This is a genomic window from Sporanaerobium hydrogeniformans (assembly GCF_002735925.1).
Taxonomy (GTDB): Bacteria; Bacillota; Clostridia; order Lachnospirales; family Cellulosilyticaceae; genus Sporanaerobium; species Sporanaerobium hydrogeniformans.
Genome location: NZ_PEDL01000002.1, coordinates 105,317 through 123,128 on the forward strand (window position 1 = coordinate 105,317; position 17,812 = coordinate 123,128).

The following is a 17,812-nucleotide window of genomic DNA, read 5'->3' on the forward strand; positions in this document are numbered from 1 at the left end:
GGTATTGTTATTTGTCTTTATCATAAGTAATGCCGTAGTCACTCATTTTCAACTGATCAACATGGCAGGCTTTTTGCAAATCAATTAAGGCTATTACAAAGTTCATTAAAAAGGTAGCATCTGTTTTACCTAGAGCCTTAGCCAAATCTATCATATATTCAGTTGACCGTTTCCAAATAAAGTGTTTGTTGGGATGCAATAATTAAAATACATGGTTAATACCTCCTAAAATTGTTTTAATTGTATCTTAAACTCATTGTATATGTTGGAGTTAACTCAAAGTCAAGAGTTTTGAATATTTATTTTTAAATATAAATAATATAAAATATAAACGAGTAAAATAATTAAGCCTAGAAAATAGATTATAACTCTTATAGGATGCTTCAGAAGAAAGACTCTGTACCATTTACCCAGTTAGAAATAGTGTACCTTTGATGCTATAATAAAAGAAATGAAAGGGTATATGTATGGAAACAATTCGTATTGAGTAGAGAACGTTTATACTGATCATAGATTTTTTGCGATACAAAGATGCTGTTGTACTAACTTTTAGTGCAACAGCATGTTTTATTAATTTTACAACATACTTTATTACTGATACTGATTGCTTACGTTTTTTCATTTTCTTAAAAACAAAAGCAAAAATAGGAGGTTAATCTAGAGCAGGCCAATAGCTTGAATATTAATTTGAAATTGTTAGAATTTTAAGTTATTATTAGAGAGATGAAAACATATAAAGGATAAAAAGCCTAAAAACTAAGCTTTGGATACTCAGTATAAAATGAATAAGAGTGATAATTTTTGCCTGGGTTATTTTTAAATAATAGGAGGGTATAAGATATGAAAAAGAAAGCGTTAAAATATGTAGGTTCTATTTTATTGATGTGCTGCTTTATATTTTTAGGGAAGCTATCTTCAGATAGCATTGAGCATTATATGCAGGATACTCTTAGAATCCCAATCATTTGGTCTTTAGCAACCTCTACACTGTTATATATAGGTTTTGGCCTTCTTCTTGGTTCGGACTATCTTTTAAAAGAAAAGGTTAAGGAAGGAAGATGGCGGGTTAACTTAAGTAAGCTTATAATTATGGGAATACCTTCACTTATACTCGGTTATGCAACTTACCTTTACTTTCTATTCCATATTTCACTAGGACGTTTTAGCAGTTTTTTAGTTACCAAGCCATCTACTTACATGAGTTTATTCAGGATATTATTTGGATATATTGTAGCAACGAGCTTTTACAAAGAACGAAGTGTAGGTGAAATAGATGTTAAAGAGTAAAATATTAGGAATAGGTTCAGTAGCTTTAGCCTTTAAGATAGGATTCTTGTTTGCCTTGGGTTTATGCGGATAGCAAATAGCTCTATAAATGCTTGGATTTATATAAAAATGCTCGAATTTTTAAATAGAATTAAGGGTTGAATTCAAATAAAATAGAAGTTAATCAGGAAAATTTATTTGAAAGGATACAAAAGGGATAATAGGAGGAGACTATGCATACAAATTCAACATTTACCGGAGGCTTTACTTTACCAGGTGAGGCAGGCTATGAAAAACTTACTTTAGAATTAGCAAAAAGGTGGCATGCAGACGTAATAAGGGATAGTGATGGAACAGAGTTGTCACCAGAAATCTTAGAGGCTGGCTACGATATCTATTCTACTATTTGTATTATTAGGGGACATAACGAGTGGATCAAACAGCATCCAGAATATATTCAGCAGACTTTCTTAATGACATCACCGATTGTTGCTACAAGCAGCAAGCTTGAAATAGATATTATGAAGGATTTTTTTAAAGAGCAGTTTAAAGTAAATGATACAGAAGAAGCAATGGGATACTGGGAGGTATACGACAGAACGACTAACCAGCTAGTAGACAGAGCAAACTGGGAATATGATAAAGAAAAAGAAGTAGTCCTACTAAAAAATATTGTACCATGGCATACCTATACACTTAGTTTTCTAGCGTATAGGATATGGGAAGAGATCTCTATGTATAACCATGTAACCAATAGTTGGGAAGCGGAGCATCTTATTCCTATAGAACCTAGGTATGAAGCGGTAAGGGAATATCTCAAAGAATGGTTACATAATTGGTGTAAGAACCATCCTCATACAAATGTAGTGCGATTTACTTCTTTGTTTTATAATTTTGTATGGATGTGGGGGGCTTCAGAAAGGAATCGTCACTTATTTACGGACTGGGGTTCTTATGATTTTACTGTATCCTCTAAGGCTTTAAAAGATTTTGAGGAGCAATATGGATATGCATTAACAGCAGAAGACTTCATTAATCAAGGAAAGTTCCATGTAACCCATATGGTACCCCAACCTCATACAAAAGATTGGATGAACTTTATTCAGGATATGGTAGTAACCTTTGGAAAAGAACTTGTAGAGATTGTTCATGCCTATGGAAAAAAAGCCTATGTTTTTTATGATGATAGCTGGGTTGGATTAGAACCTTATGGTGAGCGTTTTAAAGAGTATGGTTTTGATGGGCTGATTAAGTGCGTATTTTCTGGATATGAAGCAAGGCTCTGTGCAGGTGTAGATGTACTAGTCCATGAGATTCGCTTACATCCATACCTCTTCCCAGTAGGATTAGGTGGTGCACCTACATTCCAAGAAGGGGGTAAGCCAGAGGAGGATGCAAGGAAGTATTGGTTACAAGTACGTAGAGCACTTTTAAGAGAGCCTATTCAACGTATAGGATTAGGTGGTTATCTACACTTAGTAGAAGAACAGCCAGCATTTTGCAATACCATGGATACTATTGTGGAAGAATTTCAGGTGATAGCATCTTGTTTACAGCAGGAGAAGCCTGTGGTTAAAAACATTAAAATTGGGGTACTACATGCGTGGGGAAGTCTTAGACCATGGACTCTTTCAGGGCACTTCCATGAAACCTATATGCATGATTTAATTCATTTAAATGAGGCACTATCCGGAATGCCATTTGAGGTAGTATTTTTTAGCTTTGAGGAAGTGGAGAAAAACGGATTACCTGATGTTCAAGTTATCATTAATGCAGGTAATGCAGGTACGGCTTGGAGTGGTGGAGAGGCTTGGAAATCTAGTTACTTAGTAGAGACACTCACAAAATGGGTACATGATGGAGGTATCTTTATTGGAGTCGGTGAACCATCAGCTGTAGAAGGCTTTGATACTTACTTTAGAATGGCTCAAGTACTAGGTGTAGATAAAGATACAGGAGCTAGAATCTGTCATGGTAAATGGCAATATGAGGTAACAGAAGAAGCCTTTTTAGTAGAAGGGTGTGAAGTAGAGGCAGGAGATGCTATCTATTTGACAAATGAGAGGACAAAAGTAGTATTAGGTAATAATGAAAAAATAGGTATGACAGTACATGACTTTGGTAGTGGAAAAGGAATCTACATGGGAGGGTTTGAAACAACGCTTGAAAACAATCGTATGTTACAGAACTTATTGCTATGGGCAACTGAGGAGGATAATCACTATATAACAGATAATAAATATGTAGAATGTGCTTATTATGAGAAAATCAATAAGCTTTTATGTATCAATCAATCAGATACTTGCCAAGAGGTAGCAGTTACTACACCCACAGGTACATTCAAAGGAAAAATAGAAGCATTTGGGTTTAAAGCTGTGGAGATTGAAACGAAATAAGTAAAAAGTGGATAATAGTCAATAAAGTAGACACAAAAACGAGAAATAAAGATGTCTACTTTATTGACTTATTTTTTTGATTGAAAGACATAAGTTTTGCTAATTCTAAAATGAACAAATAGCAAATAATATGACACATATGTATAGTAGGGTCATTGCTTTAAGTAAATTTATTGTGTATAAAGTGCAAAAATAAGTATAATGTTCGAATTTCTTATCTAATGATTGAATTCTGAAATTAACGCAAAGTAGTAGAGCTATTATAATAGGTGTTAGGAAGGTAATGATAAAATGATAAGGAGAGATAGTATGAAATTAAGAAAAATTCTAACATGGGGGCTTGCTTCAATGCTAGCAGCTACTTCATTAGCTGGATGTGGCAATTCCTCTTCCAATGCAGATGCAAAGACACCTACTGGCCAAGAGTCAAATGCAGGAGGGCAACAAAATACATCAGGGGATGCTGGTTCTGATGTAACGACTATTACATACTGGGGATGGGATACAAACTGGTATGAGCCAATGATTAAAGCGTTTGAAAAAGACCATCCTAATATCAAAATTGAAGTTACAAATGTTGCATACAGTGACTACTTTACAAAAATTCAGCAAGCTATTGCATCAGGTTCTGAGTTACCTACTATGGTACAACAAAGCTGTACCTTGATTGCAAACTACAAAGAGTTGGGGGTTTTTGAAGACCTTACACAAGCTCCTTATAATGTAGACCCTAATAAGTTCTTTGACTTTATTAAAGATAGAGCAATGACAGAAGATGGTAAACTAATTGGTATTGAACAATCTGTATCACCATCTGCAATTGCTTACAAAAGAGATTTAGCAAAAGAGTACTTTGGTACAGATGATCCAAATGAGTTAGCTAAAATTCTTAGTACACCAGAAGACTATATTAAATATGGTAAAGAGGTGCAAGAAAAATCAGGTGGAAAAACTTACTTATTCCATTCAGGTGGAGCAGTAGCAGAGTGGTTATACTTTGCAGATTCAACAGATCTTCAAAATGGAAAAACACTTAATTTTACAAAGAAAATGACACCTGTTATGGATTTACTTGTTCAAATGAGAGACAACAAGGTAGTTGATACATTTGAAAATGGTACACCACAGGCAAATGCTACATATGCAGGAGACTCTCATATCTTCTATCCTTGTCCAAACTGGGCAATCACTTACTACATCAAAGCCAATGACCCAGATGGATCAGGTAACTGGGGATTAATGATGCCAGCTACAGGTGGGTACAGTCATGGTGGATGCTCTATAGGTATTACAAATACTAGTACAGATGCAGAAAAGGCAGCTGCTTGGGAATTTATGAACTGGGCCTTTTTAACACAAGATGGTGTAGATGTAGCGAAATCTGAAGTAGAGTACTACGTACCAACAAAAGAATTCTATGAAGATGCTTCTTATGCATCTGGTGAAGATCCATTCTTTGCTGGTCAAGATATTGGAGGATTCTTATATGGTGAGATTGCAGGAAGTATCCAATTACCAACTCCATCTATCTATGATCAAACAGTAATTGATATCCGTGATCTATTAGCGACTGCAATTATGTCAGATGGAAGCATGACAGTAGAAAAGGCAATTGAAAAAGGTTTAGAAGAGTGCCAAAACAGAATTATGGACGACAGCATTGTAATCGAATAATAAGCAGTTAAAATAGAATGAATAAAGGTGGAAGAGGGGGAGCAACATACCACTTTTCCACCTTTTATTATGATGGAGGAATGGCTGATGAATAGCAAGGCGAACAAGAAATATACGGTAATGTGGCCGACCATATTTATTGCACCGTTTGTGATATGCTTTTTAATTTTTAATCTCTATCCTATTCTGTATTCTTTTTATCTAAGTTTTACTGACTGGAGTGGGGTCGGAGAAAAAGTTTTTGTAGGATGGGGTAACTATGTTAGGATATTTACTAAGGATAAAACGTTTATAAAATCTTTGTGGAATACACTTTATATAATGATTTTGGGATTTCCAGTATCGATTTTTTTAGGACTTATTATAGCTGCATTTTTAAGCAATTTAAAGAAATTTAGAAACTTTTTTCAAACTATAAACTTTTTGCCCTATATTACTACTCCAGTTGCTATTGGACTTGTATTTACTTTCTTATTTGATTGGAATACAGGTGTTATTAATCGTATAATAGAAGCTTTTGGAGGAGAGGGAGTGAACTGGCTAGGAAATGCGAAGTTTGCACCATTAGTTATTGGTTTTATGATTATTTGGAAGTGTACGGGATACTATATGGCACTCTATTTAGCTGGTATCACCAGCATATCAGAAGATATATATGAGGCAGCTAAGGTAGATGGAGCAAGTACGATAAAAACTTTCTTTAAGATTACTGTACCCTTGTTAAGACCTATTACAGTCTTTATCGTATTAACCAGTGTTATTTATGCCCTGCAATTATTTGATGAACCGAATCTCATGTTTAATGTATCTACTACAAGTATTATAGGTGGACCAGACAGATCTTGTCTAACAATGGTATGGAATTTTTATGATGTAGCATTTGGTTCTACAGCTCGATTAGGATACGGTTCAGCGATTGCAACTACCTTATTCATTATTATTGTGATTATCTCTTTAATTGGGATGAAATTTATGAATGGAAAGGAGGAAAATTAAGATGAGCCGATTCATAAAAGGATTTTCTTATTTATTTTTAATCTTTATATCTTTTATTTCCTTAGTACCGTTTTACTTAATGCTAACCATGTCTACTTATAAGACAGAACAAATCTTTAAAGGACTTCCATTTTTTCCATCTGATTATTTAGGAACGAATATCTCTACAGTTTTTCAATCTAACTTCATTCAAGCTTATGGAAACAGTTTATTTATTTCGAGTATCTCAATGGCAGTATGCGTACTGATTAGTGCAGGAGTAGGTTATGCTGTAACAGTTTATAATTTTAAGTATAAAAAATTCTTAAAAACCTTTATCATGCTTACTATGATGGTACCTACCCAAATAGGGATTATTGGTTATATGATTGAGATGAGGAGTTTTCATTTAACCAATACTTTATGGCCCATGATTCTTATCTGGTTTGCCAATGGCTTTGGGGCTTTCTGGATGATTCAATTTATTGAAGGCAGTTTACCCTTAGAAATTGTAGAGAGTGCACGAATAGATGGAGCAAGTGAGCCAAGGATTTTCTTCCAAATAGTATTTCCTTGTATTAAACCAGGGATTTTGACACTTTGTTTATTGATTTTCCTCTGGTCATGGAACAGTTATTTAGTACCACTGGTATTTGTTAATAAAGCTAACTTAACAACCATTCCGATTTTCATTAAGGGACTGGCAAATGCTTATCGTACAGATTATGGGGCACAGTTAGCAGGTCTGGTACTTGCTACTATTCCATTGTTACTTATGTTTGTTTGTGGTTCAAGAAGTTTTATAAAAGGACTAACAGCAGGAGCAGTAAAGGGATGATGATTGTACAAGGTGTTTAAAAATAAATGCGAATATGATATAATATTCATGTAGTTTGCTCGGACAGGAGGAAGTACATGAATAGAAAGCTAAAGATATTTATTGTCGATGATGAAATGATGGCGATACAGTATTTAAAAAGTTTATTAGAAAAAGCTTCTCCTTTCTATCAAGTAATAGGAGAAGCTTTTAATGGTGCAATGGCATTGCCACAGATCATACGGTTAAAACCGGATATTGTTTTTATAGATATCAGGATGCCTATAATGGATGGACTAGAGTTATCAGAAAAAATATTAGCACAAAATAAGATTGTAAAAATTATTTTACTTACCTCTTATAGAGATTTTGACTATGTAAAAAAAGGGATGGAGATAGGCGTTACTTCTTATCTATTAAAAAATGAATTAACACAAAAAAGTGTGGATGAAGAATTAATAAAGATAGGTGAGCAACTGAGTGGAGAGAGAAAAAAATCCCATCGTTATACGCAGTATAACTTAAGAAGGTTTTTGGTATCTCAAGGAGAAGAAATGATAGGTGATTTAGAGGACGGTGATGTGGGATACGCATTAGTCTATATTGCATACAGTAGACCCATTGGGAGTGACCAGTGGGTAAGGAGAACAGAGGAAGTAGATGCAATAGCACTAGAAGACTTAGCTGTAGATGGAGGTGTAAGCTGTCGCAATGCCATCCATATGGAGAATGGAAGCAGTTGTTCTATTATGATAATACAGAAAGATGTAGGAGATAGTAGCCAATTATTAATAGAATATGCGAATAAAGTAAAAGGTTATTGTAACGAAAAAAATGTGGCTGTAAGCTGTATCATCTCTGATAGGGTAGGTAGTTTTTTTCAACTTCCAACACTTTATAAAGAAATGGAACAGAAGAGTAACTATTTATTTCGTTATGGCAAAGAAGTTGTTATACGTCAAAAAGATATAGTAGAACCTCAGCAAGACCCCATAAAGATTAGAACCACACAGGACATAAGGAAGTGGGTAGAAAAACTGTTTACGTACCAGAAAGAGGAAAGTGACGAAATACTTAAAAAGGCAATAGAAGATTTTGCAAAGTGTTATGATTTCCAAGGCTTTAACGAAAGAATAAGAGAGCTATGGATAGTCTTTAAATATTTTGCGGAGTCTCATAGTACCTACAATGCTTGGCCACAAGCTATCTATACGGTAGAAGAAATAGTAGATGTATTTTTGGATTTGCTACACCACCTAAGGTTAGAAAAAGAAGAGCAAGCTATAAAAGCCTATTCTAGAAAAATAATAGCAGCACTTACCTATATACATAACAATTATGAAAAGAATATTGCAATACAGGATATAGCAGAAGCAGTTCATTTGTCGGAAGGGCATTTACGTAAGTTGTTTAGAAAGGAAGTAGACATTACATTAGTTGATTATTTGACCAATTATCGGATTGCTAAAGCAAAGGAGATGATGAAGGCTGGAGAGGATAAAATCAGTGATATTTATACACAGGTAGGTTTTACCTCTAGTCAATATTTCAGCTATGTATTTAAAAGAGTAGAGGGAGTTAGCCCAAGTGAATACCTTAAAAATTTACAATAAAAGCAAGTATTTTAGGTACTCTATTAGCGCCAAACTAGTGGTGGCTGTTCTACTAACTGTTACTTGTATTTGGATTATTAATGCAACTTATAACTATAGCTATTTTTTTAATTTATTAAAAGAACAAGCTGTTAGAGATGAAAGTCAAAAGTTACAGTATGTAGTAACACAAGTCAATAATATGCAAGATGAAGTCATTCGGCTTGCTAGGCAGATGTCTATAGAGAGTGAAATACAAGCAATCGCACAATATGAAGAAAAGGATATATTTGATAAACTTGTTATTAAAGGAAATATAAAAAAGAAATTAATGAGTTATATCAATGTAAGAGATTATTTATACAGCGTGTCTGTTATAACACCTTATACAGAAATTTTATCGAGTAATCAACAAGAGATTGTATTTGATCCAGCAGAAGAAGCATGGTACGGCGAGTTAAAGGAGAAACACCCAAAGGGAGGATTTTCTAGGCTTCATGGTTATCGATTAGAGCAAGAAAAAATACCACAACAGGTAATAAGTTATTTGATTACCTATCGTAATATGAATGTTCCACAAGATATTATAGGAGACATTATTATAAACGTAGGACATAAAGAACTGGAGAGTCTTGTAAAATTAGAGGACACCCTATTAAGTGGATATGCCCTATATGATAAATGGGGAGATGCATTAGTAGAAAAGGGAACTATTACAGCCACGATAGAAGAGTGTCTATCGACCAAACAGCAAGAGTTACTATTAGAAAATGGCAATATACTATTGGTTAACACTGATTTAAAAGATGGATGGCTATTTGTTAGTGAGATATCAAAGGCATTATTAGTAGACAAACTAAAGTATCTTCAATATTTTTTTGTTGGGGTAGGAATTATTGGGTTAGTCTTGGTGTATATCATCCTCTATTACTTTATTAAGAAGCTCATGAATCCAGTAGAGCAATTACATCAGGCTGCAATAGAGGTAGGAAAAGGTAATTTTAGTTTTCAAGTAAATATTCATACCTGTGATGAGTGGGAAGTATTAGGGCATGCATTTAACAACATGGTAAATAACATAGAGAATTTAATGAAAGAATCGGTAGAGAAAGAACGTATTTTAAAAGAGATGGAGCTTAATAGATTGATGCTTCAGATTAATCCACATTTTATCTATAATACGTTAAATAACATTGTTTACATGGCACAAAAAGTGGAGGCAACAGAAATTATAGCATTTACAAATGCTTTTACTTCTTTGTTGCAAGATACGATTAAACTTAACAAAGACAGCATTATGACTACCTTAGATCAGGAGATAAAAAACATTAAAAATTATCTTATCTTACAGCAGTACCGTTATCCGGATAGATTTGAGATAACTTATAGTTATGATGAGAAATTACTAAAGTGTGAAATACCCAACATATTGTTGCAGCCTCTAGTAGAAAATGCGATTTTCCATGGTTTGGCAGCTAAGCTTGAAAAAGGTTCTCTTGTAATAACTATTACTCAAGTAGAGGAGCAGCTAAGATTAAGTGTAGCAGATAGTGGAATAGGCATGTCAAAAGAACGTATACAAGATTTGCTACAAAATGATCAAGAGATCAAAGGGGAAATGAGAAGCATTGGAGTAGCTAATGTAAGACAGCGTATTCAACAGATTTATGGAGCTAAAGGGAACTTAACAATAGATAGTGTAGAAGGTGTTGGAACACAGGTAGTGATTCATATTCCTTATTATGTAGCACGAGAAAATAATTAGAAAATTTATAACTGAATAGACAGCATAAAGTGCTATAAAGCGAACAGATGAAATCGTTTTATAGCACTTTTTTAAAATTTTCTATGATGAGTGAGTGAAAGAAGGTAAGTGTAGAAGAGCATAGCTTTTACAGGGATTAATTAGTAAAAAATTGACAGTAGAGAAGATTTTCTTGTGAAAATAATGAGGTAAAAAAGTAATGGGGAAGCTATTTTAAAAGTGCAAGATTTTAAAGGGTATAACAATATCCTCTATTTACTTTAAAGAGTATTAAAAATAGAATTAAAATAGTAAAAATACAACGCGTAAGGGGAGATAAGACAATGAGATTTGGTTATTTTGATGATGCAAACCGTGAGTATGTCATTACCACACCTCAAACACCCTATCCATGGATTAATTATTTAGGGAGTGAAGAGTTTTTTGGTTTGATTTCAAATACAAGTGGTGGTTATGCCTTCTATAAGGATGCAAGATTAAGGAGAATAACACGCTTTAGGTACAATAGTGTGCCTATTGATAATGGAGGAAGATATTTTTATATTAATGATGGAGGAGATGTATGGTCGCATACATGGAAACCAGTAAAAAAAGACCTTACCTTTTACGAATGTCGTCATGGTCTTGGTTATTCCACCTTTATAGGAGAAAGAAATGGTGTACGTGTGGAGCAACTTGCCTTTGTACCAAAGGGAGTGAACGCAGAAGTTCATCGTTTAAAAGTAAAAAATACATCTAATACCAATAAATCGATTAAACTTTTTTCCTTTATTGAATTTTGTTTATGGGATGCACAAGATGATGCGACTAATTTCCAAAGAAACTTTAGTACAGGAGAAGTAGAAATTCAAGGGAGTGCTATTTATCATAAAACGGAATATAAAGAAAGAAGAAATCATTATGCTTTCTACTCAGTCAATGCACCTGTTGCAGCATATGACACAGATCGTGATGCTTTCATTGGGCTTTATAATGGTTTTGAAGCGCCTGATAGTGTGAGAGAAGGAGCTTGTAAAAACTCTGTAGCAAGTGGTTGGTCACCTATTGCTGCTCATCAAGTAAACATAGAACTTGCTCCAGGTGAAGAAAAAATACTTATCTTTATTTTAGGCTATGTAGAAAATCCAGACGAAGAAAAATGGGAGTCAAAAGGCGTTATTAATAAAGCACCAGCTCAAGCTATTATGGAACGTTTTGAAACCAATGAGGGAGTAGAGGAAGCTTTTAAAGAGCTTAAGGCGAATTGGTCAAGTTTACTTTCACACTATACTCTTCAAAGTGATGATGAAAAATTGAATCGTATGGTAAATATTTGGAATCCTTATCAATGTATGGTTACCTTTAATATGTCACGTAGTGCTTCCTACTTTGAATCAGGCATTGGCCGGGGTATGGGCTTTAGAGATTCCAATCAAGACCTTCTTGGTTTTGTCCATCAAATTCCAGAAAGAGCACGCGAAAGAATCCTTGATATCGCAGCTACACAATTTGAAGATGGTAGTTGCTACCACCAATATCAACCTCTTACTAAAAAGGGAAATAATGATATTGGCAGTGGTTTTAATGACGACCCACTATGGCTTATTTTAGGGACAACGGCTTATATTAAAGAAACAGGTGACTTTGGCATATTAGAGGAGAAAGTACCTTTTGATAATGATGAAAAGAATACAGCCTCTTTGTTTGAGCATTTAAAAGTTTCTTTTAATCATGTTATTAATCATTTAGGACCACATGGACTACCTCTTATTGGACGTGCTGACTGGAATGATTGTTTGAATTTGAACTGTTTTTCAACGACCCCAGGAGAATCTTTCCAAACAACAGAGAATCAAGCAGGTGGCGTAGCTGAATCTGTTTTCATTGCAGGTATGTTTGTTTATATTGGTAACGAATATATTACCTTATGCAAAGAAATCGGCTATGAAGAAGAAGCCAATCGTGCACAGGTAGAAGTTGATAAAATGAAAAAAGCCGTTATTGAACATGGTTATGATGGAGAATGGTTCCTACGTGCTTATGATTTCTATGGCAACAAAATTGGAAGTAATGAGAATGAGGAAGGAAAAATCTTTATTGAGCCACAAGGTTTTTGTATTATGGGTGGTATCGGTGTGGAAGAAGGCTTAGCTGAAAAAGCCCTTCATTCTGTAGCAGAAAGGCTTGATACGGCATATGGTATTGTACTCAATAACCCAGCCTTTACAAAGTATTATGTAGAAATGGGTGAAATCTCTACTTATCCACAAGGTTACAAAGAAAATGCAGGTATCTTCTGTCATAATAATCCATGGATTGCTTGTGCAGAAACAGTAATTGGTCGTGGGGATAGAGCTTTTGAAGTGTATAAGAAAATTGCACCAGCTTATCTTGAAGATATCAGTGATATTCATAAGACAGAACCCTATGTTTATTCACAAATGATTGCTGGTAAGGATGCAGTGAGACATGGTGAAGCAAAGAACTCTTGGTTAACAGGTACAGCTGCATGGAATTTTATTACGATTTCTCAATGGATTCTAGGGATTAAACCAGATTATAAAGGACTTAAAGTCGACCCATGTATTCCAGCTGACTGGAAAGGTTACACTGTAACAAGAGAATTTAAAGGAGCCCTTTATGAGATTACTATTAGTAATCCTCATCATGTATGTAGAGGGGTAAAGGAAATGCTTGTAGATGGTAAAAAGATAGAAGGTAATACTATTCCAAACTTTACAGAAGGTACACATAAAGTAGAAGTTACATTAGGTTAGTATTTTAGGGTAGGTACATCAAACAATAAAATAGAGAGCTGAAGGGATTAAAAGGGACGGTTCAAGTATTTATGAGCCGTCCCTTTTACTATTTTTAGAGTCTTAATTACATTGAAGTATAAATATGCTATACTAATAATAGTTAAAAAATTAATAATTTGATGTAATAGCAAGGAGTAATGACATGATAGAAATTATTTTAAGTAGTATTATTATTTTGTGCACTTTCAGTATCTTACAGGTTTATCCTAGGGCGAAGAGACGCTACAAAGCATGTCTTGAAAAACAGCTTATAAAAAGCAAACAACAACTATCTGAAGTTGAAAAGATATTCATGCTAGGAAATGCTATACTGCTTCTTCTTTTTTCAGGAATGGTTTGTATCAGCATATGGACAAAAACGTTTAATGAAGCTCTTTTATTAGGCGTAGCAGTGATTTACTTAGGAATCTATTATATGCAAGAAGGACTGATACAAAGTGAATGGGTTTTTTATACGGAAGGACTAATGGGAAGAAGATGTAATGAACCGATTGAATGGCAAAATATATTAGATTATACGTTTGAGGAGAGAAAAGGTAAAGATATTCTTAAATTAAGATATAAAGGAAAAGGTTTAGTCATTAGAAGGAGTGTGTGGCAAGTTACAAGCTATGAAAAACAGGTTATCCAAGAAATATTAGAAAAATATGTAAGTGTCACTTTGTAAGATGTTGATTATTGTCACATATGCTAAAAAAAACAAGGAATAGTAGCCTAAATTTAGTATAAAAGAAGATATATTGCCAAAGAAGAAACTGTTATAATAAACATGAATCAAATCTTGAATAGAAAGTTACAGGAGTTGAGCTTATGTATAAATTAATAGCAGTAGATATGGATGGCACCTTATTAAGAAAAGATAAAACCATTTCAAGCTTTACTCAAAAAGCTATTTGTAAGGCACGTCATAAGGGTGTAAGAGTAGTACTTGCATCAGGAAGACCCATTGAAGGTCTTCAAAAATATTTAGAAGAGTTAAACCTTGTTTCAGAGCAAGATTATGTATTAAGCTTTAATGGAAGTATTATACAAAACACAGCAACAAGAGAAGTTATTAAGAAAAACATATTAACAGGAAAAGATTTACATGAATTATATGCTCTTTCACAGCAAATAGGGCTCAATATTCATGCCTTTTCAAATGCAGGATGTATTACGCCTAAGATGAGTAAATACTCCGAGTTAGAGGGTACAATTAATGGTATTCCTGTTTTAGAAGTAGATTATAGCTTAATTAGTCAGGAGGAAGATATCATTAAGGTAATGATGATTGATGAACCCTCCGTTTTAGAGGAAGGTATGAAAAAACTACCAACTGACATTTATGATAAATATACGATTGTAAAAAGTGCACCTTATTTTCTAGAATTTATAAATAAAAAGGCTGGAAAAGGAGCAGGTGTAAGAGCTTTAGCAGAGTATCTTGGCATAAAACAAGAGGAGATTATTTGTATTGGTGATGCAGGAAACGATCTTGACATGATCCAATTTGCTGGTTTAGGTGTAGCCATGGGAAATGCTTTTGAAGAGGTGAAGGAAGCTGCAGACTTCGTGACAGCATGTAATGATGAAGATGGGGTGGCCCATGTTATTGAAAAGTTTATACTAGCAGTGTAGTTATTGTCTAAGCTATTTTTAGATAATGAAAAATGATTAAGACTTGAACAATATAGGAAAGTGTTTATAATAGAGAGTAAAGGCTACATGCTAGGGTATATAAGGCAAATTTAGGAGGGAACTGATGGATACGGATGGGGATATTGTACTGAGAAGGATGGAAAAGGAAGATTGCGATAAGCTTCTAGCTATTTTTTCACCAGAACATAGTATAAGGCTCTATACATCTTACTATGAAGAACAAGAAAGTGGTAAAAGAGATGTGATTATTGCTTGTTCACGCAACGAGATCGTAGGGTATGTCACCATAATTTGGGAAAGTAATTATGAAGATTTCAGAGAGCAAGGGATACCAGAGATTAAAGACATTCGCGTTGTGGAGCACTACCGAAGGACAGGTATTGCTACAAAATTAATGGATGAGGCAGAGGTACGTATTGCAGAAAAAGCTACTTTTAGTAGCGCAGGTGTAGGGTTAGCGGAAGAATATGAAGCAGCTCAAAACCTATATGCTAAAAGGGGTTATGTACCAGATGGCAAAGGTGTATTTTATATGGAATCTTATTTAATTGATGAACAATTGGAAGTAAGTGAAAACCAAGGTTTAATGATGATTAAACCTTTATAGATGTTAAAAAAGACATGCAGAGGTGATGCATGTCTTTTTTTGGGAGAAAATAGAATACATTTTTAATAATTATTCATTAATTAATATAAATTGATTTATTGCTATTTTATGGTACAATAATAAACACGTATAAAATATTTGAAATTAAAGGAGAATAAGTCATGAAAGATGAAACAAAATGTCTACACTCTGGGTATACTCCTGCCAATGGGGCACCACGTGTTATGCCTATTGTACAAAGTACAACCTATGTTTTTGATTCAACAGAGCGTATAGGAGAACTCTTTGATATGCCTACTGCTCATATGTATTCACGTTTTTCAAATCCTACAGTGGAAGTAGTAGAAAAGAAAATTGCTGACCTAGAGGGTGGTGTAGGAGCAATGTGTACATCATCTGGTCAAGCTGCTTCTCTTTTTTCTATATTAAATGTATGTAATAGTGGAGACAGTTTCATCAGTACTTCAACAATCTATGGAGGAACGGTTAATTTATTTGCTGTAAGTTTAAAGAAATTAGGCATTGAATGTATTTTTGTAGATGCCCATGCAGATGAAGAAACGATCCAAAAGGCTTTTAAGCCCAATACAAAAGCTGTATTTGGAGAAACTTTAGCTAACCCGGCATTAGCTGTGTTAGATATTGAAAAATTTGCAAAAATAGCACACAAAAATGGTGTTCCTCTTATAATAGATAATACCTTCGCTACCCCAATTTTATGCAAACCATTTGAGTTTGGGGCAGATATTGTGGTACATTCAACTTCTAAGTATATGGATGGGCATGCACTGCAAGTAGGGGGAGTTATTGTTGACAGTGGGAACTTTGATTGGACAAATGGTAAATTCCCAGAGTTTACAGAACCAGATGAATCTTATCATGGTGTAGTTTATACAAGAGATTTTGGGAATATGGCTTATATTATTAAAGCTAGAATGCAGTTAATGAGAGATTTTGGGGCTTATCCAGCTGCTCATTCAGCCTTTTTGCTTAATCTTGGTTTAGAAACCTTACCTATACGTATGAAGCAATACTGTGAAAATGCTCTAGCTGTGGCCAAATTCTTTAAGGATAGTGATAAAATTGAAAGTGTACGTTATGCAGGTCTAAAAGAAGATCCGTATTATGCATTAGGACAAAAATATTTACCACAAGGGGCTTGTGGTGTTATATCTATTGTTATCAAGGGCGGAAAAGAAGCAGCAGTACGTTTTATGGATGGACTTAAACTGGCATCTAATGAAGTCCATGTAGCAGATATTCGTACATGTGTACTACATCCAGCAAGTGCAACACATCGTCAATTAACAGATGAACAACTAGTAGCAGCTGGTGTTAATCCAGGACTTATTCGTGTATCTGTTGGTTTGGAAAGTATTGATGATATTTTAGAAGATTTAACTCAGAGCTTAAATCAACTTTAAAACGGTATAGTCTAACCAAATGAATAGAGATTTCTAATTAAGAAGACAGTCTAACACTTGATGATGAAAATCATAAGGTGATAGGCTGTTTTTTAAATAAATAATAGGGTTTAGGGAAAGATTAAAAGTAAAATTTTAGCATGTAGATAAAAAAGATTGATATATGACATTGTGTCATATATACTAAATAAGGAATATGACGTAGTGTCATGTTGTGAGAAAGGAGTAATATTTTGCCGAAGATAACTTTTTTTAATTTACCGGAAACTAAAAGAAAGATGATTATAGAGGCGGCTAAAGAAGAATTTTCAAGAGTTCTTTTTGAAGAAGCGTCCATAGCTAATATTATTAAAAAGGCAGAAATTCCAAGAGGAAGCTTTTATCAATATTTTGAGGATAAGAAGGACTTATTTGTCTATTTAATAGGTGAGATGGGTAAGCAAATGTTTACATGCTTTATTGGTTATTTAGAAGACACACAGGGTGACTTGTTTATGGCTGCTGAATATTTTTTTAAGTACTTATTAGAACTGGGGAATCATCCGGAGAATAGGCGCTTCATTCGCAATATTTGGCTCAGTATGAATGAAAAATTAAAGGATGAAGTAGCACCACATTCTCACAAACATCGTTTTTATCACTATTATGAGGCTATGCAGCAAAGAGTAGATTATAGTTCTTTTCATTTACAAGATAAAGAAAAAGTTTTTTTATTTAAACTCCTTAAGCATACAATATTTCATAATGCAACTCCTTATCTAAATGGATTGGCTACAAAAGAGCAGTGTATGGAAACATTTTGTTTTCAAATACGCATAATAAAAAGAGGACTTAAAAACAATGGATAGACTTTACGTAAA

General features: G+C 34.1%; 14 protein-coding genes. 13 read left to right on the forward strand and 1 reads right to left on the reverse strand.

Going from position 1 to position 17,812, the window contains the following annotated elements; translation table 11 throughout:
• Positions 1-7: 7 nt before the first annotated feature.
• Positions 8-154 carry an iron-containing alcohol dehydrogenase gene (locus CS063_RS03395; RefSeq protein ID WP_143452437.1) on the reverse strand — a complete coding sequence of 49 codons (147 nt, stop codon included), beginning with the start codon at positions 152-154 and terminating at the stop codon, positions 8-10.
• A 686-nt stretch (positions 155-840) separates the two neighbouring features.
• Between CS063_RS03395 and CS063_RS03400 the strand changes: the two genes are divergently transcribed.
• The 13 genes from CS063_RS03400 to CS063_RS03460 all read left to right on the forward strand — a co-directional run bounded on the left by CS063_RS03400 (position 841) and on the right by CS063_RS03460 (position 17,800).
• Entirely contained in the window at positions 841-1,287 is a 447-nt protein-coding gene (locus CS063_RS03400) for a hypothetical protein (protein WP_099448284.1), read from the forward strand.
• A 212-nt stretch (positions 1,288-1,499) separates the two neighbouring features.
• Positions 1,500-3,662, forward strand: coding sequence for a 1,3-beta-galactosyl-N-acetylhexosamine phosphorylase (gene gnpA, locus CS063_RS03405; protein WP_099448285.1), 2,163 nt, complete (start codon positions 1,500-1,502; stop codon positions 3,660-3,662).
• A 309-nt stretch (positions 3,663-3,971) separates the two neighbouring features.
• Positions 3,972-5,336, forward strand: a complete 1,365-nt coding sequence (locus CS063_RS03410; RefSeq protein ID WP_180270660.1) for an ABC transporter substrate-binding protein — start codon at positions 3,972-3,974, stop codon at positions 5,334-5,336.
• 87 nt (positions 5,337-5,423) lie between these two features.
• A complete protein-coding gene (locus tag CS063_RS03415) occupies positions 5,424-6,332 on the forward strand; it encodes a carbohydrate ABC transporter permease (RefSeq protein ID WP_099448547.1) in 909 nt (302 codons plus the stop codon).
• A gap of 1 nt (position 6,333) precedes the next feature.
• Positions 6,334-7,149, forward strand: a complete 816-nt coding sequence (locus CS063_RS03420; RefSeq protein WP_099448287.1) for a carbohydrate ABC transporter permease — start codon at positions 6,334-6,336, stop codon at positions 7,147-7,149.
• A gap of 77 nt (positions 7,150-7,226) precedes the next feature.
• A complete protein-coding gene (locus tag CS063_RS03425) occupies positions 7,227-8,741 on the forward strand; it encodes a response regulator transcription factor (protein WP_099448288.1) in 1,515 nt (504 codons plus the stop codon).
• The gene (locus CS063_RS03430; protein WP_099448289.1) at positions 8,716-10,485 is read left to right on the forward strand and encodes a sensor histidine kinase; all 1,770 of its coding nucleotides are present in this window, start codon (positions 8,716-8,718) and stop codon (positions 10,483-10,485) included. Before CS063_RS03425 ends, CS063_RS03430 begins: the two co-directional genes overlap by 26 nt.
• 323 nt (positions 10,486-10,808) lie before the next feature.
• A complete protein-coding gene (locus CS063_RS03435; protein WP_099448290.1) occupies positions 10,809-13,241 on the forward strand; it encodes a GH36-type glycosyl hydrolase domain-containing protein in 2,433 nt (810 codons plus the stop codon).
• Positions 13,242-13,425: 184 nt separating this feature from the next.
• Positions 13,426-13,950 (forward strand): hypothetical protein, encoded by a 525-nt coding sequence (locus tag CS063_RS03440; RefSeq protein WP_099448291.1) that lies wholly within the window; start codon positions 13,426-13,428, stop codon positions 13,948-13,950.
• Between the two features lie 143 nt (positions 13,951-14,093).
• Complete coding sequence (gene yidA / locus CS063_RS03445) at positions 14,094-14,900, forward strand: sugar-phosphatase (protein WP_099448292.1); 807 nt, start codon at positions 14,094-14,096, stop codon at positions 14,898-14,900.
• A 124-nt stretch (positions 14,901-15,024) separates the two neighbouring features.
• Positions 15,025-15,528: a GNAT family N-acetyltransferase gene (locus CS063_RS03450; protein ID WP_099448293.1), complete on the forward strand. Its 504-nt coding sequence runs from the start codon at positions 15,025-15,027 to the stop codon at positions 15,526-15,528.
• A 161-nt stretch (positions 15,529-15,689) separates the two neighbouring features.
• Complete coding sequence (locus CS063_RS03455) at positions 15,690-16,952, forward strand: O-acetylhomoserine aminocarboxypropyltransferase/cysteine synthase family protein (protein WP_099448294.1); 1,263 nt, start codon at positions 15,690-15,692, stop codon at positions 16,950-16,952.
• Between the two features lie 233 nt (positions 16,953-17,185).
• A complete protein-coding gene (locus tag CS063_RS03460; RefSeq protein ID WP_099448295.1) occupies positions 17,186-17,800 on the forward strand; it encodes a TetR/AcrR family transcriptional regulator in 615 nt (204 codons plus the stop codon).
• Positions 17,801-17,812: the final 12 nt, after the last annotated feature.

Excerpts from the sequence above, each read along its gene's own strand:
- CS063_RS03395 (WP_143452437.1), bottom strand. The coding sequence starts at position 154 with ATGATAGATTTGGCTAAGGCTCTAGGTAAAACAGATGCTACCTTTTTA.
- CS063_RS03400 (WP_099448284.1), top strand. The coding sequence starts at position 841 with ATGAAAAAGAAAGCGTTAAAATATGTAGGTTCTATTTTATTGATGTGC.
- gnpA (WP_099448285.1), top strand. The coding sequence starts at position 1,500 with ATGCATACAAATTCAACATTTACCGGAGGCTTTACTTTACCAGGTGAG.
- CS063_RS03410 (WP_180270660.1), top strand. The coding sequence starts at position 3,972 with ATGAAATTAAGAAAAATTCTAACATGGGGGCTTGCTTCAATGCTAGCA.
- CS063_RS03415 (WP_099448547.1), top strand. The coding sequence starts at position 5,424 with ATGAATAGCAAGGCGAACAAGAAATATACGGTAATGTGGCCGACCATA.
- CS063_RS03420 (WP_099448287.1), top strand. The coding sequence starts at position 6,334 with ATGAGCCGATTCATAAAAGGATTTTCTTATTTATTTTTAATCTTTATA.
- CS063_RS03425 (WP_099448288.1), top strand. The coding sequence starts at position 7,227 with ATGAATAGAAAGCTAAAGATATTTATTGTCGATGATGAAATGATGGCG.
- CS063_RS03435 (WP_099448290.1), top strand. The coding sequence starts at position 10,809 with ATGAGATTTGGTTATTTTGATGATGCAAACCGTGAGTATGTCATTACC.
- CS063_RS03440 (WP_099448291.1), top strand. The coding sequence starts at position 13,426 with ATGATAGAAATTATTTTAAGTAGTATTATTATTTTGTGCACTTTCAGT.
- yidA (WP_099448292.1), top strand. The coding sequence starts at position 14,094 with ATGTATAAATTAATAGCAGTAGATATGGATGGCACCTTATTAAGAAAA.
- CS063_RS03450 (WP_099448293.1), top strand. The coding sequence starts at position 15,025 with ATGGATACGGATGGGGATATTGTACTGAGAAGGATGGAAAAGGAAGAT.
- CS063_RS03455 (WP_099448294.1), top strand. The coding sequence starts at position 15,690 with ATGAAAGATGAAACAAAATGTCTACACTCTGGGTATACTCCTGCCAAT.